The 23,750-nt window shown below is 62.2% G+C and carries 24 protein-coding genes; 15 read left to right on the top strand and 9 right to left on the bottom strand.

Going from position 1 to position 23,750, the window contains the following annotated elements:
* Positions 1 to 132: 132 nt before the first annotated feature.
* On the bottom strand, positions 133 to 1,614 hold the full coding sequence (gene nhaD, locus RYH70_RS05095) for a sodium:proton antiporter NhaD (RefSeq protein ID WP_063140397.1): 1,482 nt from the start codon (positions 1,612 to 1,614) through the stop codon (positions 133 to 135).
* 144 nt (positions 1,615 to 1,758) lie between these two features.
* Between nhaD and RYH70_RS05090 the strand changes: the two genes are divergently transcribed.
* From RYH70_RS05090 to RYH70_RS05080, 3 genes are read left to right on the top strand one after another with little or no spacing between them, the layout of a single operon-like run.
* Positions 1,759 to 2,394 (top strand): DUF2459 domain-containing protein, encoded by a 636-nt coding sequence (locus tag RYH70_RS05090; protein ID WP_022994084.1) that lies wholly within the window; start codon positions 1,759 to 1,761, stop codon positions 2,392 to 2,394.
* 44 nt (positions 2,395 to 2,438) lie between these two features.
* Positions 2,439 to 2,768, top strand: coding sequence for an ArsR/SmtB family transcription factor (locus RYH70_RS05085; RefSeq protein ID WP_022994085.1), 330 nt, complete (start codon positions 2,439 to 2,441; stop codon positions 2,766 to 2,768).
* Between the two features lie 40 nt (positions 2,769 to 2,808).
* A complete protein-coding gene (locus RYH70_RS05080) occupies positions 2,809 to 3,333 on the top strand; it encodes an SRPBCC family protein (RefSeq protein ID WP_317009866.1) in 525 nt (174 codons plus the stop codon).
* A 33-nt stretch (positions 3,334 to 3,366) separates the two neighbouring features.
* Here the strand turns inward: RYH70_RS05080 and RYH70_RS05075 are convergent, their stop codons facing one another.
* From RYH70_RS05075 to upp, 3 genes are read right to left on the bottom strand one after another with little or no spacing between them, the layout of a single operon-like run.
* A complete protein-coding gene (locus RYH70_RS05075) occupies positions 3,367 to 4,065 on the bottom strand; it encodes a helix-turn-helix transcriptional regulator (RefSeq protein WP_317009865.1) in 699 nt (232 codons plus the stop codon).
* A 4-nt stretch (positions 4,066 to 4,069) separates the two neighbouring features.
* Positions 4,070 to 5,371, bottom strand: a complete 1,302-nt coding sequence (locus tag RYH70_RS05070; protein ID WP_317009864.1) for a uracil-xanthine permease family protein — start codon at positions 5,369 to 5,371, stop codon at positions 4,070 to 4,072.
* Positions 5,372 to 5,393: 22 nt separating this feature from the next.
* A complete protein-coding gene (gene upp / locus RYH70_RS05065) occupies positions 5,394 to 6,020 on the bottom strand; it encodes a uracil phosphoribosyltransferase (RefSeq protein ID WP_055098768.1) in 627 nt (208 codons plus the stop codon).
* A gap of 236 nt (positions 6,021 to 6,256) precedes the next feature.
* Between upp and ppa the strand changes: the two genes are divergently transcribed.
* Positions 6,257 to 6,787 carry an inorganic diphosphatase gene (gene ppa, locus RYH70_RS05060; RefSeq protein ID WP_022994090.1) on the top strand — a complete coding sequence of 177 codons (531 nt, stop codon included), beginning with the start codon at positions 6,257 to 6,259 and terminating at the stop codon, positions 6,785 to 6,787.
* 86 nt (positions 6,788 to 6,873) lie between these two features.
* Here ppa and RYH70_RS05055 read toward each other — a convergent pair whose 3' ends face one another.
* The gene (locus RYH70_RS05055) at positions 6,874 to 7,905 is read right to left on the bottom strand and encodes an AraC family transcriptional regulator (protein ID WP_055098769.1); all 1,032 of its coding nucleotides are present in this window, start codon (positions 7,903 to 7,905) and stop codon (positions 6,874 to 6,876) included.
* Between the two features lie 87 nt (positions 7,906 to 7,992).
* On the opposite strand from RYH70_RS05055, the gene RYH70_RS05050 reads away from it, so the two are divergent.
* Positions 7,993 to 8,853, top strand: a complete 861-nt coding sequence (locus RYH70_RS05050; protein WP_063140389.1) for a metal-dependent hydrolase — start codon at positions 7,993 to 7,995, stop codon at positions 8,851 to 8,853.
* 114 nt (positions 8,854 to 8,967) lie between these two features.
* On the opposite strand, the gene RYH70_RS05045 is transcribed toward RYH70_RS05050, so the two are convergent.
* Positions 8,968 to 10,116, bottom strand: coding sequence for a methyltransferase family protein (locus RYH70_RS05045; protein ID WP_097058400.1), 1,149 nt, complete (start codon positions 10,114 to 10,116; stop codon positions 8,968 to 8,970).
* A 205-nt stretch (positions 10,117 to 10,321) separates the two neighbouring features.
* Here RYH70_RS05045 and cmoA point away from each other — a divergent pair, with 205 nt between their 5' ends.
* Positions 10,322 to 11,068: a carboxy-S-adenosyl-L-methionine synthase CmoA gene (cmoA, locus tag RYH70_RS05040; protein WP_055098771.1), complete on the top strand. Its 747-nt coding sequence runs from the start codon at positions 10,322 to 10,324 to the stop codon at positions 11,066 to 11,068.
* A gap of 214 nt (positions 11,069 to 11,282) precedes the next feature.
* On the opposite strand, the gene RYH70_RS05035 is transcribed toward cmoA, so the two are convergent.
* Positions 11,283 to 12,275, bottom strand: coding sequence for a DUF2333 family protein (locus tag RYH70_RS05035; RefSeq protein ID WP_022994102.1), 993 nt, complete (start codon positions 12,273 to 12,275; stop codon positions 11,283 to 11,285).
* A 386-nt stretch (positions 12,276 to 12,661) separates the two neighbouring features.
* On the opposite strand from RYH70_RS05035, the gene dsbD reads away from it, so the two are divergent.
* The 4 genes from dsbD (at position 12,662) to accC (ending at position 17,066) form a co-directional block, all read left to right on the top strand.
* Positions 12,662 to 14,584 (top strand): protein-disulfide reductase DsbD, encoded by a 1,923-nt coding sequence (gene dsbD / locus RYH70_RS05030; protein ID WP_233924484.1) that lies wholly within the window; start codon positions 12,662 to 12,664, stop codon positions 14,582 to 14,584.
* 184 nt (positions 14,585 to 14,768) lie between these two features.
* Positions 14,769 to 15,221: a type II 3-dehydroquinate dehydratase gene (aroQ, locus tag RYH70_RS05025; RefSeq protein WP_022994104.1), complete on the top strand. Its 453-nt coding sequence runs from the start codon at positions 14,769 to 14,771 to the stop codon at positions 15,219 to 15,221.
* Positions 15,222 to 15,255: 34 nt separating this feature from the next.
* Positions 15,256 to 15,708 (top strand): acetyl-CoA carboxylase biotin carboxyl carrier protein, encoded by a 453-nt coding sequence (gene accB, locus RYH70_RS05020; protein ID WP_022994105.1) that lies wholly within the window; start codon positions 15,256 to 15,258, stop codon positions 15,706 to 15,708.
* Between the two features lie 11 nt (positions 15,709 to 15,719).
* On the top strand, positions 15,720 to 17,066 hold the full coding sequence (gene accC, locus RYH70_RS05015) for an acetyl-CoA carboxylase biotin carboxylase subunit (protein WP_022994106.1): 1,347 nt from the start codon (positions 15,720 to 15,722) through the stop codon (positions 17,064 to 17,066).
* A gap of 41 nt (positions 17,067 to 17,107) precedes the next feature.
* Here accC and RYH70_RS05010 read toward each other — a convergent pair whose 3' ends face one another.
* Positions 17,108 to 17,770: a BUD32 family EKC/KEOPS complex subunit gene (locus tag RYH70_RS05010; protein ID WP_022994107.1), complete on the bottom strand. Its 663-nt coding sequence runs from the start codon at positions 17,768 to 17,770 to the stop codon at positions 17,108 to 17,110.
* A 75-nt stretch (positions 17,771 to 17,845) separates the two neighbouring features.
* Entirely contained in the window at positions 17,846 to 18,415 is a 570-nt protein-coding gene (locus RYH70_RS05005) for a methyltransferase (protein ID WP_317009863.1), read from the bottom strand.
* 156 nt (positions 18,416 to 18,571) lie between these two features.
* Here RYH70_RS05005 and prmA point away from each other — a divergent pair, with 156 nt between their 5' ends.
* From prmA to purH, 5 genes are all read left to right on the top strand, one after another.
* The gene (gene prmA, locus RYH70_RS05000; RefSeq protein ID WP_022994109.1) at positions 18,572 to 19,456 is read left to right on the top strand and encodes a 50S ribosomal protein L11 methyltransferase; all 885 of its coding nucleotides are present in this window, start codon (positions 18,572 to 18,574) and stop codon (positions 19,454 to 19,456) included.
* 82 nt (positions 19,457 to 19,538) lie between these two features.
* Complete coding sequence (locus RYH70_RS04995) at positions 19,539 to 20,624, top strand: zinc-ribbon and DUF3426 domain-containing protein (protein ID WP_022994110.1); 1,086 nt, start codon at positions 19,539 to 19,541, stop codon at positions 20,622 to 20,624.
* Positions 20,625 to 20,736: 112 nt separating this feature from the next.
* Complete coding sequence (gene dusB, locus RYH70_RS04990) at positions 20,737 to 21,777, top strand: tRNA dihydrouridine synthase DusB (protein ID WP_022994111.1); 1,041 nt, start codon at positions 20,737 to 20,739, stop codon at positions 21,775 to 21,777.
* A gap of 44 nt (positions 21,778 to 21,821) precedes the next feature.
* Positions 21,822 to 22,103: a DNA-binding transcriptional regulator Fis gene (gene fis, locus RYH70_RS04985; RefSeq protein WP_014993375.1), complete on the top strand. Its 282-nt coding sequence runs from the start codon at positions 21,822 to 21,824 to the stop codon at positions 22,101 to 22,103.
* A gap of 71 nt (positions 22,104 to 22,174) precedes the next feature.
* Positions 22,175 to 23,743, top strand: a complete 1,569-nt coding sequence (gene purH, locus RYH70_RS04980) for a bifunctional phosphoribosylaminoimidazolecarboxamide formyltransferase/IMP cyclohydrolase (RefSeq protein ID WP_080530547.1) — start codon at positions 22,175 to 22,177, stop codon at positions 23,741 to 23,743.
* Positions 23,744 to 23,750: the final 7 nt, after the last annotated feature.

The following is a 23,750-nucleotide window of genomic DNA, read 5'->3' as shown; positions in this document are numbered from 1 at the left end:
TACCAAAGCTGATTGATTCGCCAGCAGGCTGGCTCCCACTGAGGACAGAACGGCGCGGCCGCCGTGGAAACTTGCCGAAGAGCGGCTCTTTGCGTGGAACAAGAGCCGCGATTCCGGCGAGAAGGACTTCGACTAGTTGAAAACGGTGAAGCTTTCCGCGTTCAACCACAGGTGAGCGAGCACACTGGCGGCGTAGCCCAGCGCAATCACCGGGCTCCACTTCAGGTGTCCCATGAAAGTGTAAAGGCCTCGTGCCTGCCCCATCAGCGCCACCCCGGCGGCGGAACCGATGGACAGCAGGCTGCCACCCACGCCCGCGGTGAGGGTGATCAGCAACCAGTGACCGTGGGACATTTCCGGCTCCATGGTCAGCACCGCGAACATCACCGGAATATTGTCCACCACCGCGGAAATAAGACCCAAAGCGATATTGGCCCAGGTCGCGTTCCAGCCGGTATAGAGAGCCTCGGACAACATACCCAGGTAACCCATGAAGCCCAGGCCGCCCACGCACATCACCACGCCATAGAAGAACAGCAAGGTGTCCCACTCCGCCCGCGCCACACGGTTGAACACATCAAAAGGCACGATGCTGCCCAGTTGAGACAGGCGTTTGTCATCACCACGGCGCAGGTAATGGCGGCGCTTCTTCTCCAAGGAGCGCGGCAGGGTCCGGCGCAGGAAATAACCGAAGAATTGCAGATAGCCCAGACCGGTCATCATCCCCAGCACCGGCGGCAGATGCAGCACGGAGTGACAGGCCACCGCGGTGGCCACGGTGAGCAGGAACAGAGCGATGATACGACGGGCACCGCGCTTGAGCTCGACCTCTTCCTTCACGCCGCTGGGCTTACGGCTCTTGATGAACAGGCTCATTACCACCGCCGGGATCAGATAGTTGATCAGCGACGGGATCAGCAGATCGAAGAATTCAGTGAAATGAATCAGGCCCGCCTGCCACACCATCAGAGTGGTGATATCGCCGAACGGACTGAAGGCGCCACCGGCGTTGGCGGCCACCACGATATTGATACAAGCCACGTTAATGAAGGGTTTGTCCCCTTCCGCCACCTTCGTCACCACGGCGCACATCAACAGCGCGGTGGTCAGGTTATCGGCGACCGGCGAGATCAGAAAGGCCAGGATACCGGTGATCCAGAACAGCTGCCGGTAGCTGAACCCCTTGCGCACCATCCAGGCACGCAGGGCATCAAATACCCGGCGCTCGTCCATGGCGTTGATGTAGGTCATCGCCACCAGCAGGAACAGCATCAGTTCGGTGAATTCGAGCAGGGTGTGGCGGAACGCGTGCTCGGCCTCATCGGGCATGCCGGACTGGACGTAAACCCAGCCGATCAACGCCCAGATAATACCGGCGGCCACCAGTACCGGCTTGGACTTGCGCATGTGCAGCTTTTCCTCGGCCATCACTAGGGCATAGGCGAGGACGAAGATAGCGAGGGCAATGAACCCGGCCACCGAGCCGGTCAGATCAAGGCCACCGGTGGCGGCCAGGGCACCGGGAGCAAACAGCAGAGCCAGGATGGCGAACAGAATCCGGCCTGCTCCGCCGGGAAGGAATCGATATTGGGAGATGTCCAGAGGTCTCAACATGACAAGCCTTTCTGAATCAAAGATACGCGCACGGAAACAAAGCGGGGCGATGCTACCATGGATTGGTGTCTTCCAGTATTGATATGGGACCGTTCCGTAACGGAACCTGACACCACCTCCACGGCCCCGAGCGGGGATGAGCTGATGAAATTTCTGTTGGCGATTGCAGTGTTGATCCTCGCCGTACCGGCCCACGCCGACCCTGGAGAATCCTTGCTGGTGGTACGGCACCGCTGGCATACCGGTCTGGTGATACCCGCCGACAAGCTCGACCCTCACCTGCGGTTTCTGCGCGATCATCTGCCGGATACCGGCTATTACGAGTTCGGTTGGGGCGACGCCGACTTCTACCAACACAACAACAGCATCCCGCGTCTGCTCAAAGCACTGTTCTGGCCCACCGACAGCGTGCTGCACGTGGTGGCTCTGGAACGGCATCCGGCGCAACTGCCGCACAAGGATCTGGCCGCGCTGTGTCCGGAACCGGATCACTGGCACCGCCTGACCCGGGCGCTGGCGGCGGACTTTCAACGGAACGCGGACGGAACAGTGCGGACGGTGGGTCCCGGTTTGTATGGCGCCAGCCTGTTCTTCCATGCCGAGGGCACCTTCTGGCTCGGCCGCACCTGCAATCGCTGGAGCTCGCAACGGCTGCGGCAAGCCGGAGCGCCAATACGCGGGACCCTCACCGCTGGCGGCCTGATGCGTCAGCTCAAAGCACTGCCGGCGACCTGTAATGCGGGCCACTTAAACGGCCGGCGCCTTCCTGAAAATAATTAACCTTTTGGTTGACAATTAAAACACTTGCCCCCATATTCAACCACATGGTTAACAATAATCCCGACACACTCGATGCCGTTTTCCAGGCCCTGGCCGACCCCACCCGCCGCGCCATGCTGGCATTGCTCGCTGATGGTGAGCGCAAGGTGGGAGAGCTGGCGGCGCCTTTCTCCATGAGCCTGGCCGGTGCCTCAAAGCACATCAAAGCGCTGGAACAGGCGGGACTGCTGACCCGGGAAAAGCAAGGGCGCGTCCACGTCTGCCGGCTGAATGCCGCTCCCATGGCCGGGGCCATGGACTGGCTACGCCATTATCAGGCGTTCTGGAACGAACGGCTGGACGCTCTGGAACAGGCCCTGCGCCAGGGCGACTGACCTTCACCCCGACCCGGGCCCCACTCTTAAGGAGAACACCATGGATGATTACGCCAAGCTGACCAAACCCGACACTCTGACACTGGAGCGGCTGCTGCCGGGCCCGGTGGAACGGATCTGGGCCTTTCTGACCGAGTCCGAAAAACGCGCCCGCTGGCTGGCCGCCGGCCCCATGGGACTGTTCGCCGGCGGCGCGGTCACCCTGGAATTTCATCATAATGAACTGTCGGAACCCGGCGATACCGCCCCCGAATACCATGCCGACGCCGAGGGCGCGGTGCTGAAAGGCACTGTTACCCGCTGTGAGGCCCCGCATCTTCTGGCATTCACCTGGGGAGAAGGCGGTTCGGAAGTGACCTTCGAGCTGACCCCCGAAGACGACCAGGTGCGCTTGCGGATTACCCACCAGCGCTTGAGCGACACGGAAAAAACCAGCGTGGCCACTGGCTGGCATACGCATCTGGCTATTCTGGTGGCGGAGCTGAACGAGACCACGCCGCCATCATTCTGGGCGTTGCACACTGAGCTGGAAGCCTGTTACCGGAAGCAATTGTCGATGAATTGATCCCAGCGCGGACACCATTTTTCCAGCAAACCACTACGACTCCTTCCGGGACCGCCGCTGGCGCTCCGCCTGCAACCAACGCTGCGCCAATAACCGGCGGGATCCCGGATAGCTTTCTTCCATGACCTGCAAATCGGCGATGCGATCCGTGCGAAAGTGGCGGAAATCCTCGCGTAGTTCGCACCAGGACGCCAGGATCCGGGCACCTTCGAAAAACGCCAAAGTCAAAGGCCAGACGGTACGCTCGGTTTCCCGGCCCTCCACATCCCGGTAGACGATTCGCAGCTTCAGTTCCTCACGCAGAGCGCGGCGCAATACGAACAGCGGCTCGCCACGTCGGGGGGCGCTGGAGGGGCCCGCCCACAGGCCCGTGTCCTCCAGCACTTCGCGCAACGCCGGCGGCACCGCCGTGGCGATCTTGTCCAGAGCGCTATTGGCGGCATCGGCCAGTTCCTTGTCGCCCTGCTGCCCGACCCAGCGGGCACCAAGCAACAGCGCCTCCAGTTCCACCGGGCTGAACATCAACGGCGGCATGAAAAACCCTTTGCGCAGCAGATAACCGACTCCGGCCTCACCATCGATCGGCGCGCCCAGACCAATCAGACTCTGGATATCGCGATAGATGGTGCGGGTGGACACTCCGAGCTGCTCGCTGAGAGCGCTGGCGGTTACCGGCCAGCGATGCCGGCGCAAAGTGTCGACCAATACGATCAGCCGCTCGGCTCTTTGCATGGTCTCAATCCTTTGAGCGGGTATGCTCGATGAGATCATCCACCACCGCTTGCTCCTGGCGCAGATCGGTAACCACGGGATCACGGCCGGGCAGCAGCAGGTTCAGCACCACCGCCAGCACTCCGCACAAGCTGATCCCCTGCAAGGTGAAGCCACCACCGCTGATGACCATGCCACCAATGCCGAACACCAACGTGGTGGCGACGATCACCAAATTACGCTGGCGCGCCAGGTCCACCTTCGCCTTGATCAGGGTGTTCATGCCGACACTGGCGATGGAGCCGAACATGAGGATCAGGATGCCCCCCATCACCGGCGCCGGGATACTCTGCAACAACCCGCCAAAGCGGGACAGGAAGGACAACGCAATGGCGAAAACCGCGGCCCACACCATCACCCGGGGGTCGAATACCCGGGTCAGCATGACCGCCCCGGTCACTTCCGAATAGGTGGTATTGGGTGGTCCGCCAACCATCGCCGCGCCCATACTGGCGACGCCATCCCCGAGCAGGGTGCGATGCAAGCCGGGTTTGCGCACATAATCCCGCCCGGTGACATTGCTGATGGCGAGCACATCACCAACGTGCTCAATAGCCGGCGCCAATGCCACCGGCACCATGAACACGATCGCTTGCCATTCGAACGTCGGCAGCACGAACTTTGGCGGCGCCAGCCAGGCGCGCTCGGTGACCACGGCGAAGTCCACCATGCCCAGCATCAGGGCGGAAAGGTAACCGCACAGCACCCCCACCATGATCGGTAACAGCCGGAAAAACCCCTTTGCCAGGGTGGCCACCAGCAAGGTGGTGACCAGCGACACCATCGACACCGTCAGTGCCTGCCCGTACGGAAACAAGGTCTCCTGGCCGCTGCCGTCCATGCCCATGGCCATGTTCACCGCGGTGGGCGCCAGACTCAGACCAATCACCATGATGATCGGCCCGGTCACCACCGGTGGCATCAACACGTGCAGGAATCCCGGCCCGCGCCAGCGCACCAGTGCCGCCAGCACCACATAGACCACGGCGGCGACCATCAGCGCGCCCATGGTGGCCGGCAGGCCCCAGGCCTGCACGCCGTGGGATATGGGCGCGATGAAGACAAAGGAGGACGCCAGGAACACCGGGATCGAGAAGCCGGTGATGCATTGGAACAACAAGGTGCCGACCCCGGCGGTGAACAACGCCACGCTCGGGTCCAGTCCGGTGAGCAATGGCATCAATACCAGAGCACCGAAGGCAACGAACAACATTTGCGCCCCCACCAGAACGGTGCGTGGCGCGAAGAAACCGGGAGTGGCGGACATGGAGGCTCCGTGACGTGATCGGTTAGCGGGTACCGAAAATGCGGTCCCCGGCATCGCCCAGGCCCGGCACGATATAGCCGTCCTGGTTCAAGCCCTCGTCCACCGAGGCAGTATAGATGTCCACGTCCGGATGGGCCTGCGCTACCTTATGGATGCCCTCCGGGGCCGCCACCAATACCAGAGCGCGGATCCGTTCACAGCCCGCCGCCTTCAGCATATCGATGGTGGCCATCAGCGAGCCGCCAGTGGCCAGCATCGGATCGATGATCAGGGCGGTGCGCTCATGAATGTCATGGGCCAGCTTCTCGAAATAGGCCACCGGCTGCAGAGTTTCCTCATTGCGATAAAGGCCCACCACGCTGACCTTGGCGCTGGGGATCAGCTCCAACACACCATCGAGCATGCCGATCCCGGCACGCAGAATCGGTACCACGGTGACCTTTTTACCCTTGATGCGCTGCACTTCCACCGGTCCGGACCAGCCTTCCACCGTGGCCGGCTCCAGCTCCATGTCGGCGGTGGCTTCGTAGGTCAGCAAGACCGCCAATTCACTGGTGATCTGGCGGAAACTGCGGGTACTCAGTTTGTGCTGCCGCAGCAGTCCCAATTTGTGTTTCACCAGCGGATGGGCAACTTCTTTCACACTCATCGAATGGAGGCTCCGTTTTCAGCGCTTCGGGTACGATCTAGTAAGAGCCGCTATTGTGTCGGGTTATCCGCCGCTGAACAAACCCGGAGGCCGGGCATGCCGGGCATTTGCGCTTTTCGGCCGGTCACTTCGACCGGGCATGAGGTCGGTACTTTTGGCTATTAGCCAGCGCCGCGTCACGGTTGCTATAATCCGCGCCCATCGTCGATTTGAACCCTCGCTGAAAGGACCGATTCATGGATTTTACCAAGGTACCCGCCGGGAAAGAGATTCCCGAAGACATCTACGTGGCGATCGAAATCCCGGCCAATGCCGATCCGATCAAGTACGAGATCGACAAGGACAGCAACGCCGTCTTCGTCGACCGCTTCATGGCCACCCCGATGTTCTACCCGGCCAACTACGGCTACATCCCCAACACCCTGTCCGAGGACGGCGATCCCCTGGACGTGCTGGTGGTGACCCCGTACCCCGTGGTACCCGGCTCCGTGATCCGCTGCCGGCCGGTGGGCATTCTCAACATGACCGACGAAGCCGGTAAGGACGCCAAGCTGGTGGCGGTACCGCACACCAAGCTGACCAAGCTGTACGACAACGTCAAGGACATCAACGACCTGCCCGAGCTGCTGCTGGCCCAGATCAAGCACTTCTTCGAGAACTACAAGGATCTCGAAGCCGGCAAATGGGTGAAAGTGGACGGCTGGGACGGCGCCGAAGCCGCCAAGAAGGAAATCCTCAAGTCCGTGGAAGCCTTCAACAGCAAGTAAGTGTCCGCGGTCCGCGACCGGCCCCTCCGGTCGCGGCGCCCCTCATCATCGTCCTGCCGCTGCCCGCTTCTTCCCCTGTCCGCTTCTCAATACCCGCGTTCCCGGAATTGTTTCGGCGTTTCCCCGCTCCAGCGTTTGAACGCCCGGGAAAAGTTCGCCACATCGTTATAGCCCAAGGCATAGGCCACATCACTGACCCGCTGATGGCGATCCTTGAGCAGCGTCCGGGCCCGTTCATAAAGCACTTCGTCCTGCACTTGCCGGTAGCTTGACCCGGCCTGTTGGAGATGCCGTTTCAGTGTCCGCGGCGATACCGCCATGCGTTCCGCCATGGCCGCCAGATCCGGTAACGGTGCCGCCATATCACGCAGCACCGCCCTCACCCGTTCGGCCAGCGGCCCCTCCTGTTCCGCACGCCAGCGGCTGACTTCCGCCTCGCATTGTTCCCGCGCCAGTGCCGCGGTCTGCGGATCCGCCAACAGCGGCGTCACCGACAGCAGTGCTTGCGGCAAAACCAGCGCGTCCTCATCCTGATTGAAGCGAACCGGCACCGGCACTTCCCCTCTCAGCGCCATGGCATGGGCCGGTGGCGGTTGCCGGAAGTGCAGCTCCGCCCCTTCCGGTACCGCTTCCAGCAGCTGTTCCAACATATGAATGAACCCCACCAGCATGGCCTCCACCACGAAGGCATGGATCCGTCCAGGGTCGGCCGTGGCCACCAGCGGGAAAATCACCCGGCCCGCCTCCTCACGCCGGTCCATGTGCCAGAACGGCGCCCGCAGCCCCAGGTAGCGCCGGGCGGCATCGAGACCATCCCCGAGAGTGGCGCTGGACAGCGCCAGCAGCCCCACCGGACCATGCAGAGTAATGCGCATGGCCCGGGCATAACGGAACCCCAGCCCGGCGGTGCCGGCCATGTCCAGGGCCTGCTCGGCGCATCGCTGGGCCAGCTCCAGCGGCACCCGGCTCTGCGGCGCCAGCAGCTGCTCACGGCTTTCGCCGACGCCCCCCAGCAAAGCGGCGGGGTCCTTGCCCAGCCCTTTCATCACATCACACAACAGCACCACATAGATGCCGGGGATACCGGCATCGAACCAGGCACGGCCCAAAGTCACCACAGGTTGGCCCTCCACGACAAGACCCGTCACCGCTACTGGAGCATATTGACGGACATTCAACATTGGCAGAATCGCCAGGAGAGCCCGATGCGATTGTTTTCCCGTCGACGTAGCGAATCACGCCAGCCGATCAAGGTGCGGCGCATGAACTTCGATTTCAAAGGTCTGGAGAAAGCCGGCTATTGGTATGGCGATGATCCGGTGGCCACCCATCTTCTCAACGTCCTTTCCATCACCTTTCCTGATGGCGAACGCTTTTTCGTGGACGCGGTACGCGCCTTCCGCGACCGCGTCGACGACCCGCAACGGCAGAAGGACATCTCCGGCTTCATTGGCCAGGAGGCGATGCATTCCCTGGAGCACAAGGCCTTCAACGATCTGGTGGCGGGACAGGGTTACGATGCGCTGGTCGAACGCGCCCTGAACGTCACGCAGAAGCTGCTGGCCGGCGCCCGCAAGCATTTGCCGCCAGAGCGGCAACTGGCCGCCACCGCCGGTCTGGAACACATCACCGCGATCCTCGCCGACACCATTCTCAGCCACAAGGACGTGATCGAGAGCATGGATCCTTCCGTGCGCCCCTTGTGGGTCTGGCACGCCATCGAGGAAACCGAACACAAGGCCGTGGCCTTCGATCTGTACCAGGATGTGGATGGCGGCTACTGGCAACGCCAGCGCGCTTTCCTGATCAGCACCGCCTATCTGATCACCTTCACCAGCTATTTCACCTGGCAGTTTCTGAAGCAGGACGGCGTCCACCGGCAACCGCTGACGCTGGCCAAGGGCCTGTGGCGTCTGTTCGGTTACCGGGGCGTGATCAGCTCCACCGTACCGGCCTGGTTCCGCTATCTGAGCCCGCGCTTCCATCCCTGGGACGACGACAACACCGATCTGGTGGCGAAATGGCGTGACACCCTGCCGGAGCCGGCGGTCAGTTCGGTGGCGTGAAGGCAGTTAATAGTTAACAGGGAATAGTTAACAGCGCGCGAGACAGGACAGGTTCATCCGAAAGCATGGAGGCCGCGCCCTAGCCCTGGGCGCGGCCCCGTCTTATGGAACGCCCTAGAACCAGGTGGCCGGTAGACCGATCAGTATCAGTGGCATCCACAACCCCAGTGCCGCCAACGCCGCGCCGTCGGTTTTCGTGGCCAGAAAGACATGGTCCACATCGGCCTCGGGCTGGTCCGGATCACCGTACAGAAAGGCGGCGGAGAAATAACAGGCCGGCACCAGCGCCAGCCACGGCACCGGGGTGAACAACCAGGCCACGACCAGAGCGGTGCCCTCGATCAGACGGCGAAAGCGCACGCTGTGCCAGAGCCCGCGCAGCGTCGCCACCAATAACATCGCCGCCACCAACAAAATCAGCCACTGCCCTCTGTCCAGATGCCATTCCAGAATGCGCGGTCCGGACCACAACATGTCCACCGCCAGCAGCGCCGCTACCATTATCGACACGATCACGCCCCGGGCCGGATGACGCAACGTCCACAGCGGCAAGATGGAGGCTCGCCTTTTAGTGATCTCACCCGCCGCTCGGGACAGGAAGTGGAAGAACAGAAAGCCCGTCAGAGCCCAGTAAAAAGCGGGATGCTCTTGCGCCGCAAGCAGGTCGGTGCCTTTCTGACCGATCTCCGCGGCAACAAAAAATAAATAAGGATAAGAAGCGAGCCGGAATAACCGGGTGCAGACGCTGCCCCGGTAGATCGGCGCGTGCCTGACCGAGAAAGGTTTGTCGTACTTCTTTTCCATCGGCGGCCTGTAGGGAATCATGCGTGGAATCCGGGCGCGGTAATCCAGGTACTCGTCACCAAAAATCTCCACCAGTTGCTGATCCTCCTCCCATAACCGGTGCCGATAGGCGATGACCCAGAACGTCATCATCACCAAGCTGAACACCCCGTTATTGATGATCAGACACAGCCCCAGGTCCATGAAAAAATTGGACAGATGAAATGGGTCGCGGACCCAGCGGTAAGGACCGGACCGGGTCAGAGTGGCGTTCTTGTCCAAATGCCCTTTCGCCCAAACGTGCAGCCAGGCCGCCAGGGCCATGAACACCGCGCCCACCGAAAACGGCAACGCCGCCATGGTATTGAACCCCGCCAGGCCGAGCAGCACGCCGCCCCCCACCAGATAACTGCGCAGTTTGGTGCGCCGGATAGGAAGGTATTTTTCCCACTTATACTTATGCATCGAGGTTTTGGACAAGAGGCCCTCCCGTTCGACTATCGCATCAATTGGGTGTGTACCGCGCGGAATACCCTCTTTCCGCGCGCGCCCTGGATTCCAGCCGTGGCCCCGAAATCAACACAACTGTCATGATCCTGCGGGATACTCCAGGGAGACGGCATGCGCCAGCACATCAGAACCAAGGCAATGACCACCGATCCTGGTTGATTTCGGGGACAACTTTATGACATCCCAAAAAAAGGACCGTCTCTTCGCCGCCGAGGAACAGGCAATCAGCGATTTCGATTTCGGCGAGAACACCGCCGCCGTTTTCGACGACATGCTCGATCGCAGCATCCCTCAATATTGGGAGCAACAGCGGATGATCGGGGAACTGGCCCGGGAATTCGCGGTGCCGGGCTCCCGCATCTACGACCTGGGTTGCTCCACCGGCATCACCTTGAAAACGCTGGATCAAACCGTGGCGCCGGGTGTGGAACTGGTGGGCTGCGATTACTCCCCGGCGATGCTGGAACGGGCCCGGCACAATCTGGCCGAGCAATGCCTGTCTGGCCGTGTGCGTCTGGAATACGCCGATCTCAATGAGGGCGTCCAGGTACAAGACGCCTCGGTGGTGGTGCTCAATCTCACCCTGCAATTCGTGCGCCCGCTCAATCGCGAGGCCCTGCTGTACTCAATCGTCTCGGGACTAAGACCCGGCGGCACCTTGATTCTGGTGGAAAAAGTGCTGGGCAACGACGCCTTCCTCAACCGTCTGTGGATCAAGCTCTATTACGACATGAAGAAGCGCAACGGCTATTCGGAAACCGAAATCGCGCAAAAACGCGAGGCCCTGGAAAACGTCCTGATCCCCTACCGCCTGGACGAGAACCTCAAGCTCCTCTCCCGCGCCGGCCTGGACAACGTGGACGTGTTTTTCAAGTGGTATAACTTCGCCGGTTTTCTCGGAACAAAAAAAAGCAGTGAATAGTTAATAGTGAACAGTGAATAGCGCGCGAGACAAGAAAGGTTGATCGGACAGCAAAGAGGCCGCGTCCAAGGGCTGGGCGCGGCCTCTTCGTTTTCAGGAAAAACCATCAAACAGGTTTCTCAGAGAAAGTTGCGGATACACAAACACGCCTTGCGGAACCGCAAACCTTTTTCTTCGCTATTAACTATTCACTATTAACTGTTCCCTGCTTTTCCTACCCCTCCTGCAGCAACTTCCGAAGATCAATCAGGGAGGCGTTGGCGCGGGACAGGTAGTTGGCCATGACCAGGGAATGGTTGGCGAAGATGCCGAAGCCGGAGCCGTTCAGAACCATCGGGCTCCACAGGGTTTCCTGGGTGGCTTCCAGTTCGCGCACCATCTGCCGGAAGCTGACGGTGGCGTTCTTCTTGCGCAGCACGTCGGCGAAATCCACTTCCAGCGCCCGCATCAGTTGCACCAGTGCCCAGGACGCCCCTCTCGCTTCATAGAAAACATTATCGATTTTCATCCACGGGGTTTTCACCACCCGTTCCTTGCTGTCCAGCTGAGTCACCGGGGTATTTTCCTCGGTGTCCAGCGTGGTGCGCCCGACGCTGCGGCTGAGGTCCTGGCTGAGGGCGCCAAGCCGGTTCTGTACTTCGTTGAGCCAGGAATTCAGGTTGTCGGCCCGGGCGTAGAACCGGCCATCGCCACTGCGCAGGCTCTCCAGGTAACGCTCCAGCGCGCGGATACCCCTACGGTACTCGCTTTCCGTGGCGGGCATGGCCCAACTGCGGGAGTCGAAATTGAACTGCGGCTCGGCAATCGCCAGATTACGGTCTTCCTGACTCTGGGACTGGGAGCGGCTCATGTCCCGGCGCATCACCCGCACCATATCGCGTAACTGCACCAACACGCCGAACTCCCAGGACGGCATGTTATCCAGCCACAGTCGATGCGGCAGCACGTCGTTGCTCAAATAACCGCCCGGTTTGTCCAGCAGGGTACTGGCCACGTTGATCACTTCCAGCGTAGTGACCTCTCCAGGCTGGGCATTGGCGAGTGCCCGCACTTCCTGGAGATCCGGCTCCCAGCTCCAGTACCAGCCGAGCAGTACGTCCACCAGAAGCAGGATCACGATCAGCCACAGGGCGCCTTTCCATATCCGGTTATTGGCCGGGTCCAGCAACCGGTCGCCCATCTTCTGGGAGAACTTCTCATTACTCATCGGTGATCCCCACTCGCGTCCTCTCAGGCCGGCAGCGGCCTTTTCCAACATGTCGGAGCCCCGGCTCTGGGCTCCACGGCATTGTGCGCCAATATAACAGCCTTTGTCGCCAACGACAGGGTCCCGGCCGCCGGCGGCGGCGGTCTTTGCGTCCATTTCGGCATGGGGGCACAATGCGTTCTTCGCCGCCACCTGCTATCACTGCCTTAAAGCCCCTTTAATCCACGAGGCGCAGACTGGGAACCGATCCGCGCAGGCGGCCTCTATATTTACCCGGAGTATCAGGAATACGGGTAGCACCGGGGCCACCGCCAGCGGGTCGTGGCCGTGCTCTTATGTTTGGGGGAGACCGGGCCAGGGACAAAACCGGTTATCTGGAGAAATCAATGTCACAACGCTTGCGTTCACTATTATCCCTTTTTGTGCTGGGGCTGCTCGCCAGCCCCGCGCTTGCGCTGTCTCTGGGCGGGGGAAGCAGCGGGGGGTTGGGCAACGACCAGCCGCCCACGGTGGACGAGGCGATCCAGGTGATGGCGGATGCCGACTGGGACAAACAAACCGTGCTGGTGGGGTTTGAACTTCTCGACGACGTCTATCTGTACCGCCAACGCTTTGAGTTCATTCTCCGCGACACCAACGGCAACGTTCTCGATGACTTTTCCGGTTTCCAGATGCCCGCGGGCAAACCGAAGGTGGATCCCATATTCGGTGACGTCGAGGTATTCTACCAGCGGCTGGAAGTGTCGTTGCCGTTGCGCAGCGTGCCGCTGGCCGATACCGAGTTGGAGGTGCGTTATCAGGGCTGCATCGAGGATTTGCTGTGCTACCCGCCGGCCAGCAAGACCTTCGCCTTCGAGGAGCCCCGTCCCGGCAAGCCCCCCACGGCGCTGAGCGCCACCGCACCGGCCGCCACGCCAACCGCCGCCGCGAGCACAGGCGACGGGGGGTTCCTGGAAACGCTGTTTTCAGAGGACGCCAACGCCTTTAATCGCTGGATCTCCGGTCAGAGCCTGGGGCTGGTGATCGCCCTGTTCTTCGCCGGCGGTCTATTGCTGGCGTTCACGCCCTGTGTCTTCCCGATGATTCCGATCCTCTCCGGTATCATCGCCGGGGAACAGCACCCCAGCGCCCGCCGCGGCTTCCTGCTCAGCAGCGCCTATGTGCTCGGCGTGGCGGTGCCCTACACCCTGGCGGGGCTGTTGGTGGCCCTGTTCGGAGCCGGGCTGAACCTCCAGTTCCTGTTGCAACAGCCGGCCGCGATCATCACCAGTGTAGTGATCTTCGTGCTGCTGGCACTGGCCATGTTCGGCCTTTATGAGTTGCAGTTACCTGCGGCGCTGCGCGACCGTCTCAACCAGACTGGACCGAAGCGCAAGGGGCTGGCCGGCGCCGCCCTGCTTGGCATGATCTCCGCCCTGGTGGTATCCCCCTGCGTCACCCCGATCCTCGCCGGCGCCTTGATCTATGTGGCTGGCAGCGGCGATGCCCTGACCGGCGCCGCCAGCCTGTTCGCGCTGTCCATCGGCATGGGCGTGCCGCTGATCCTGTTCGGCACCGGCGGCGGCCATTTGCTGCCCCGGGCCGGCCTGTGGATGGAGGAGATCAAACGCTTCTTCGGCGTGGTCATGCTCGGGGTCGCCATCTGGCTGCTGGACCGCATCGTGCCGGCGCCGGTGACCCTGGCGCTGTACGGCCTGTTGCTGGCCATTTACGGCGTCCAACTGGGCGCCCTGGAACCGGTGAAAGAAGGCGGCTCCCGCCTGAAACGGGGCCTGGCTCTGGTGCTGACGCTGTATGGCGTGATTTTGTTGATCGGCGCCGCCTCCGGCGCCCGCGACCCATGGCAGCCGCTGGCCCACTGGCAGCAACCGGCGGCACCAGTGGCCGTTACTACCGGTACGGCGCAACCCATGGCGGCCAAGGAGGACCATGGTCCCTGGCGCACACTCACCGGCCAGGCGGCGCTGCGTCAGGCCCTGGCGGAGTCCTCCCGGGCCGGACGGCCGGTGCTGGTGGACTTCTTCGCCGAGTGGTGCGTGGCCTGCAAGGTGCTGGAGGAAACCACTCTGAGCCACCCGGACGTGCTGGCCACCATGGAGGGGTTCGATCTTTATCGAGTGGATATCACCGACATCAACAGCGAAAACCAGGCGATCATGACCGAATACGACATCTTCGGTCTGCCCAGCCTGGTGTTCTTCACCCCCGCTGGCGAGGAAGTCCCGGAGTCCCGGGTGCTCGGCGAGATGGGGCCAGAGCGGTTCATCCGCCATCTGGAACAAACTGTCTTGCCGGTCACCGCCTCCTGACCCGCCGCCGTGACCGGCGTCCCGATCCCGTCATCAGGGGCGCCGGTACATGTAACGAATAGTGTAAAGTTCTTTTTTCGCCGGGCGATTCCCCCTAGACTGCAAACTTCGGGAAAAGCCCCGGCCTGATGCCGTTTTTCCCTCCTGTTCACCGCAGATAACGACACATTCAGGGGTATCCATCTTGGCCACCATTCTGGTTCTGCACGGACCCAACCTGAATCTGCTCGGCCAACGCGAGCCGGACAAATATGGCGCCACTAGTTTGGCGCAAATCGACCAGGCCCTGCAGATCCGGGCCCGGAAGGCCGGCCATCATCTGCAGCATATGCAAAGCAATGCGGAATACGAGTTGATTGAGCGCATCCATGCCGCCCGCGCGGAAGGTGTCGACTTCATTCTGATCAACCCGGCGGCCTTCACCCACACCAGCGTGGCGCTGAGAGATGCCCTGCTGGCGGTGAGCATTCCGTTTATCGAGGTGCACCTTTCCAATATTCACCGGCGCGAAACCTTTCGCCATCACTCTTATTTCTCGGATATCGCCGAGGGAGTGATCTGCGGTCTTGGCGCCGACGGTTACCAGTTGGCGCTGGACGCGGCCATCCGCCGTCTGGGCACCGACGACGACATCTGACTTTTAACATCAACAGCTCCCAACAGGACTGGACATGGATATTCGAAAAATCAAGAAATTGATCGAGCTGCTGGAAGAATCCGGAATCGAAGAACTGGAAATTCACGAAAACGAAGAATCCGTACGCATCACCCGGGGCGGCTGGCGCAACGCCGCGCCCGCCCCCGCTGCCCCCGCCCCGGTGGCGCCCGCTCCGGCGGCTCCGCAACCCGCCGCGGCCCCGGCGGCCGAACCGGAACCGGCCTCCCCGGCCGGCCATCTGGTGCGCTCTCCCATGGTGGGCACTTTCTACCGGGCCTCCTCCCCCGGCGCCACCCCGTTCGCCCAGGTGGGCCAGAAGGTCAACGCCGGCGACGTGCTGTGCATCGTCGAAGCGATGAAAATGATGAATCAGATCGAAGCGGACAAATCCGGCACTATTGATGCCATCCTGGTCGAGGACGGCGAACCGGTGGAATTCGACCAGCCGTTGTTCTCCATCGTTTAACGGAGGTCGAAATGCTGGAAAAAGTCGTCATTGCCAACCGCGGCGAGATCGCCCTGCGCGTGCTGCGCGCGTGCAAGGAAATGGGCATCCGTACCGTGGCGGTGTACTCCAAGGCGGACCGCGATCTGATGCACGTGCGTCTCGCCGATGAAGCGGTGTGTATCGGCCCGGCGCCATCCACCGATTCCTATTTGAACATCCCCGCCATCATCAGCGCGGCGGAAGTGACCGACGCGGATGCCATTCACCCCGGTTACGGCTTTCTGGCGGAAAACGCCGACTTCGCCGAAAGCGTGGAACGTTCCGGCTTCACCTTCATCGGACCGCGCGCCGACACCATCCGCCTGATGGGCAACAAGGTGTCCGCCATCGAGGCGATGAAAAAAGCCGGCGTCCCCACCGTTCCCGGCTCCAATGGTCCGGTGGGCGATGACCCGGAAGCCACCCAGGCCATGGCCGAGCAGATTGGCTATCCGGTCATCATCAAGGCCGCCGCCGGTGGTGGCGGGCGGGGCATGCGCGTGGTGGAGCATGCGGATCAATTGCTCAACGCGGTGACCCTGACCCGTTCCGAAGCGAAAAACGCTTTCGGCGATGCCACCGTGTACATGGAGAAATTCCTGCAGAAGCCACGCCATGTGGAGATTCAGGTGCTCTCCGACGGTGCCGGCCACGCCATACACCTCGGCGACCGGGACTGCTCCCTGCAGCGCCGTCACCAGAAAGTGGTGGAAGAGGCTCCGGCCCCCGGCATTCCGGCTCACCTGAAGGAAGAAGTGGCGCAACGCTGCGTCAATGCCTGCAAGGAGATCAACTACCGGGGCGCCGGAACCTTTGAGTTCCTGTACGAAAATGAAGGCTTCTACTTCATCGAGATGAACACGCGCGTGCAGGTGGAGCACCCGGTCAGTGAGATGATCACCGGCGTCGACATCGTCAAGGAACAGCTGCGCATCGCCGGCGGCGAAGGCCTGACGTTGAAGCAGGAAGACATCACCTTTCTTGGCCACGCCATCGAGGTGCGGGTCAATGCCGAGGATCCCAATACCTTTGTACCCAGCCCCGGCAAGATCACCTACTTCCACGCACCAGGCGGCAATGGGGTGCGGGTGGATTCCCACGTCTATGGCGGTTATACCGTACCGCCCTACTACGACTCACTGATCGGCAAGATCATCACCTGGGGCGAGAACCGCGACGTGGCGTTTGCCCGCATGCGTAACGCTCTGGACGAGATCGTGGTGGAAGGCATCAAGACCAACGTGGCCCTGCACCGGGACAAGATCTTCCGCGACACCGCGTTCCAGGAAGGCGGCGTGGATATCCACCACCTGGAAAAGAAGCTGGGTAATCATTAAGGCATCGCGGCTCTTTCTTGTATGGAAAGAGCCGCGATGCCTCAGCCCAGCAAATGCCGGACCCGCTCCGCCACCTCGCCGATCTCATGGGACGGCAGGTCGGCGGCATCCCGGTAGCCCACCAGTAACGCCTCCACCAGATCATCACGCAGATGCGGGCGATCTTCCTCGCAGCGCAGGAAGTGCAGCCAGTTACGGCGCCGGGCCCAACGGGACATGGACCAGGGCCGCACCTTCATATCCAGCACATCGATCAGACCAATGCGCAGACCGTCGATGACAATGTTGCCCGGATGCACGGAACGGAAAAACACACCCAGCCGGTGCAGACGGGCGATAAACACGCCCACCCGGTACATCAGCTGGGTGTCCACCTGCCCGCGAGCCAGCATCTGACGCAGCGTCAGGCCCGGCATCGGCTGGTACACCGCCACCGTATGCGGCTCACCGATAATGCGGTGCAGGCTTTCCACCTCCAGGGTGGGGATGCGCAGTTGCGCCAGTTGCCGGGCATGGCGGGCAAACCGTACCGCCGCCGGGGACAACAATTCGCGGTTGAAGAAACGCTTGCGCCGGAAGTATTTCAGGTAGCGGCCATCACGCAGACGCAGCACCTTGATGCCGTGCCCGTCGCTTTCGACCACTTCCGAGTGGCTGATCACGTCCTCCAGCTGCTGGCGGCGGAGGGGATGAATCCGAATCATGGAAAAACGGCTCCTGAACCGTTTTAAAGGCGACCACCGCTATGGGGGCGCGAAAAGGGGAAATCAACGATAACGTCAACGATAACGAGAGAAACGCGGCAGAATCGCCGGAGTGCGCGCCATATAGTCCAGATAGCGATGACCGTACCGCTCCAGCATACGTTGCTCTTCCCTGGGCAACTGCAGCAAGTAAACCATTGTAAAGGTCAGCGCCGCCGCGGGGCCAGCCAGCCAGTTCTGTAACAGCAGCAATTGCGCCAGGGACCAAAGCAGCATGGCGGCGCAGGCCGGATGGCGCAGATAACGATAAACGCCACTGTCCACCGGACGTCGGGAGCAGCGGGCCAGATCCTCCTTGGCCCGCCAGAACAGCCACACCGCGGCGCTGCCGAGCAGCAGCCCCAGCCAGGCCACTTCATCCATGAATACGATGTCGGCGAACTCGAACCAGGGCACCATCATATCCAGGAAAGGAATCACCGCCATGGTGCAAAACATCATGCCGACCAGAATGACTTTCTCGAGATCCGGCGAGGTGCGCGCCGGCACACGCGGACGCCGCAAACGCGGCATCGCGAACCGGTACAGCAAGGCGCTGGCGATCACCATCAGCACCAATATCAACTCGGCGGCATCTTCAGTCATAGGCTGGTCAGTCCGATAGACGAATCCGGATAGTACCCCTTAACGGCCGGTGAAAAAATAGCCGGTCCGCAAGTGTCAACGGCCGTGACGGCCAAGCCCACCACGGCGCAAATTTTTCCTGTCATCGCTATACTGCCGCTTCTCCATGGAGGTGTCATGACCTGGCAACAACTACATCTGGCTTCCGACTCGCAACAAGCGGACGCCCTGCAAGACGCATTGGAAACCCTGGGCGCGGTGGCGGTGACGCTGACCGACGGCGCCGACCAACCGGTATTCGAACCGCCGCCCGGCGCACGGCCGCTGTGGCGGGCCACCGTGGTCACCGCCTTGTTCTCGGACCAGGACGACCTGCAAAAAGTTCTCCAACGCCTGGATGCGTTGGGCCTGACGCCCCAGGATCACCGTATCGAAAGGCTGGAGGATCAGGTCTGGGAGCGGGCCTGGATGGACGACTTCGCACCGATGCGCTTCGGTGAGCGGCTGTGGATCGTCCCCACCTGGTGTGAGCCGCCGGATCCGGAGGCGGTCAACCTGCGCCTGGATCCGGGGCTGGCCTTTGGTACCGGCACCCATGAAACCACCGCGCTGTGCCTGGAATGGCTGGAAGCGGCGCCGCTGGCCGGAAAACGGGTGCTGGACGTGGGCTGCGGTTCCGGCGTGCTGTCCATCGCCGCCTTGCTGCTTGGCGCCGGGCAGGCCCTGGGCAATGACATCGATGAACAGGCCTTGCTGGCCAGCCGCGCCAACGCCGAAGCCAACCAGGTGGCCGACCGGCTCGATCTGTGCCCGGCGGACGCCATGCCGGCGGGATTCCAGTGCGATGTTCTGGTCGCCAACATTCTGGCGGCGCCGCTGATCGAGCTGGCCCCGACCCTGGCCAGCTATTGCAAACCCGGTGCGCTGCTGGCGTTATCGGGCATTCTCGCCGAGCAGGCCCAAGCCGTGGCGGAGGCCTACCGGCCCTGGTTCGATCTGTCACCGATCGAGCAGCGCGGAGACTGGGTAAGAGTGGACGGGGTTCGCAAGCTGTCCGCATAACAGTTGCGGCGGGGCACCATGATTCGGTAAAACACCTTACACAGTCCCTACACGAAAAATCCGACCCACGGACCGCCAGCGCATGACCGGCCCTTACAAGACCCGCTGCCCCCATTGTGAGGCGCAATTCAAGATCAGCGAGGAACACCTGGCCCAGGCCAAGGGGGCGGTGCGCTGCGGCTCCTGTTTGCGGGTCTTTCAAGCCACCGAGCATCTTCTGGAAGGTCCGCCGCTGGTGCGGGAAGAAACGCGGCCGCCCGCGGTGGACTGGTCGGCGGCCCTGCCCGAGGAAGCATCGGCTCCGGCCACCGATGGCCATGACCGCCCTCACGCGGAAGACGACGGCCAATTGCAACTCAGCGACAGTTTCCTGTCTCTGGAAAAGGAAGACCCGATCCCAGACCTGGATCTGGAGCTGGGTAACCACCCCCATGAACAAACCGATGAATCCTGGGCCGAAGCCCTGCTGCGAGAGCTCGAATCGGACCCCGAGCCAAAACCGGAACCGGTAACCGCCGATGCCGAACCCGCGACGCCGGAGCCCGCTCGCGCCGAGCCGGAAGCGGCCACGGACGACGCCTTTGAATTTCTCAACGGACCGGCCACCGCCCGCTCGGCGGCGCGCCGCGAACTGGATTCCCCTCCCCGCCGCAGCCCGCTGGCACTGCTCGGCTGGACAGCGGCTTCACTGGCGGCCCTGGCGGTGCTGGCCGGTCAGTATTTGATTTTTCACTTCGACAGCCTGAGCCGGGATCCGCGCTGGCGCCCCGCCTTTGCCGAGGCCTGCGCGGTGGCCGGCTGCACCCTGCCGCCACGAGTGGATGCCAACCGCTTGCGCGGCACCAACCTGGTGGTGCGCAGTCACCCGAGGTTCGACAATGCCCTGGTGGTGGACGCTCTGCTGTTCAATGAGGCGTCCTGGCCGCAGCCGTTCCCGGAACTGGAGCTGACCTTTATTGACCTGCAAGGCAAGCCGGTGGCCCGGCGGCGCTTCCATGCCGATGAATACCTGCGCGGGGAATTGGCTGGCGCCACGGCCATGCCAATCCGGACACCGGTACACGTTTCCCTGGAAATCGTCGACCCGGGGCGCAAGGCGGTCAGCTACCATCTGCGGCTGCTGCCGGCGGGCGAAACGCCGGCGGCACGGCTTTCCGATGCCCACTGACCCGCGGAACCCCGGCACCGGCCTTTTCTCCCGGCGCCCGGACCTCTATGATTGGCGCCCCCATGCCGGCGTCTCCACCCGGTGAACCTGTTGCGTCCAACCGAGGACAATCATGCGCATCGGCCCCCATGCCCTGCCCAACCCGGTGATCCTGGCTCCCATGGCCGGCGTCACGGACCGCCCGTTCCGGCGGCTGTGCCGGGAACTGGGCGCCGGTCTGGTGGTGTCGGAAATGGTGACCTCGGACACCCGCCTCTGGCAGTCGGCAAAATCCTCGCGCCGGCTTGATCACAGCGGCGAGCCCGGCCCGATCTCGGTGCAGATCGCCGGCGCCGACCCTTTGATGATGGCGGAGGCCGCCCGCGCCAATGTGGACCTGGGCGCCCAGATCATCGACATCAATATGGGCTGTCCGGCGAAAAAGGTCTGCAAACGGGCCGCCGGCTCCGCCTTGCTGTCCGAGCCGGAGCTGGTGGCACGGATTCTCGAATCGGTGGTGGCCGCCGTGCCGGTACCGGTCACCCTGAAAATCCGCACCGGCCCCACCCGCGACAACCGCAACGCGGTAATGATCGCGCGCATCGCCGAGCAATCCGGCATTCAGGCGCTGGCCATTCATGGCCGCACCCGCGCCGACCGCTTCAATGGCGAAGCGGAATTCGAAACCATTGGTGAGGTGGCACGCTCCGTGGAGATCCCGGTTATCGCCAACGGCGATATCGATTCCCCACAAAAAGCGCAACGGATACTGCAAAGCACTGGTGCCGGTGGTATCATGATCGGCCGCGCTGCTCAGGGTAACCCCTGGATATTCCAGGATACGGTGCATTACCTGGAGCACGGTCGTTTAGCCCCGGCGCCATCGGTGGAAGAAGTACGCGCTCGCGTGCTCGCTCATTTGAGTGACTTGCATGACTTCTACGGCACGTATTCCGGTGTGCGCATCGCTCGCAAACATCTGGGCTGGTACACCCAGAATCTGCCGGGCGGGGAGCATTTCCGGCGCGGATTCAACAACCTGGAAAAGGCCACCGACCAACGGCGGGCCATCGAGCAGTTTTTCCAACAGATCAGCGCCAGCAGTGACCGGTTGCGCATCGGTTGCTATGGCGGGGTGTCTGCCCGGAACAAAGACGGAGCATTGGCCGCATGACCCTTTCTTCCATGAAGACAGTCACTGCACGGACACTGACAGAAATGAACACCGCTGAATCGCGTAAACCGCATCTGACTCTCGCCCGCAGCGAAACCCACGATACACTGCGTAACTGCGTGCGACGGTCCATCACCGACTATTTCAATCAGCTGGATGGGGAAGCGGTCAGCGACCTGTACCAGATGGTGCTGGCGGAGATGGAAATCCCGCTGCTGGAAAAAGTCCTGGAATACACCCGTGGCAACCAAACCAAGGCCGCCGAGTTACTGGGCCTGAACCGCGGGACGCTGCGCAAGAAACTCAAGCAGTACGGTTTGCTGTAACCCTTTCCCTGATGATCCAAGGGCAGTGCTGACTGCCCTTTTTTGTTTGACCCAGACTCGGTGACTCTCCCATGAGCAAGGTGGTAGAACGCGCGCTGATCAGCGTTTCCGATAAAACCGGTATTGTCGACTTCGCCCGGGCCCTGGCCGACCGGGGCGTGGAACTGCTCTCCACGGGCGGCACTTTCCGTGCCATTCAGGAGGCCGGCATCGCCGTTCGCGAAGTATCCGATTACACCGGCTTCCCGGAAATGATGGACGGACGGGTGAAGACCCTGCACCCCAAAGTGCACGGCGGCATCCTTGGCCGGCGCGGCCAGGATGATCAGGTCATGGCGGACAACGCTATCCAGCCCATTGATCTGGTGGTGGTGAACCTCTACCCCTTCGAGCGGACCGTCGCCAACCCGGATTGCAGCCTGGAAGACGCCATCGAGAACATCGATATCGGCGGCCCCACCATGGTGCGCTCCGCGGCGAAGAACAATGCCCACGTGGGCATCGTCACCGACGCCGGCGACTACGCCCGCGTGCTGGAGGACATGGACGCCAATAGTGGTGCCTTGTCCGATGGGTTGCGCTTCGATCTGGCAATCAAGGCGTTCGAGCACACCGCCGCCTACGACAGCGCCATCGCCAACTACTTTGGCCGCCGGGTCGGCAACGGCAGCGCCGACTTCCCGCGCACCATCAATCTGAATTTCATCAAAGCCCAGGAAATGCGCTATGGCGAGAACCCGCATCAGAAGGCGGCGTTCTACACCGAGCGGCAACCTGCCCAGGCATCCGTGGCCACCTCCCGCCAGTTGCAGGGCAAGGAACTGAGCTACAACAACATCGCCGATACCGATGCCGCGCTGGAATGCGTCAAGTCGTTCACCAAACCGGCCTGCGTGATCGTCAAGCACGCCAATCCTTGCGGCGTGTCGGTGAGCCTGGACGGCATCGGCAAGGCCTATGAGCTGGCTTTCCAGACCGATCCGGAATCCGCGTTCGGCGGCATCATCGCGTTCAACCGTGAGCTGGACGCGGACACCGCCAGGGCAATCGTCGACCGTCAGTTCGTGGAAGTGATCATCGCGCCGAAGGTCAGCCAGGAAGCCCTGGCGATCACCGGCGCCAAGAAAAACGTCCGTGTGCTGGAATGCGGTGAAATCAACGGGCCGGCAGCCGCCGGCCTGGACTACAAGCGGGTCAACGGTGGCCTGCTGGTGCAGGACCGGGACGTCGGCATGATCACCGAGGGGGATCTGAAAGTGGTCACCAAGCGGGCGCCGACGGAAGCCGAGATGCACGACCTGATCTTCGCCTGGAAGGTCGCCAAGTTCGTCAAATCCAACGCCATCGTCTATGCCAAAAACCGGCAGACCGTGGGGGTTGGCGCCGGTCAGATGAGCCGGGTGAACTCCGCCCGCATCGCCGCCATCAAGGCGGAACACGCCGGCCTGGAAGTGAAGGGCTCGGTGATGGCGTCCGACGCCTTCTTCCCGTTCCGTGACGGCATCGACAACGCCGCCGAGAATGGCATCCGCTGCGTGATTCAGCCGGGCGGATCGATCCGCGACGAGGAAGTCATCGCCGCCGCCGACGAGGCGGACATGGCCATGGTCTTCACCGGCATGCGCCACTTCCGTCACTAACCGGCCA

Origin of the sequence: Alloalcanivorax xenomutans (genome assembly GCF_032810065.1) — a bacterium.
Taxonomy (GTDB): Bacteria; Pseudomonadota; Gammaproteobacteria; order Pseudomonadales; family Alcanivoracaceae; genus Alloalcanivorax; species Alloalcanivorax xenomutans.
Note: the sequence above shows the minus strand (reverse complement) of the source record. Positions and strands in the feature narration are given on the sequence as shown.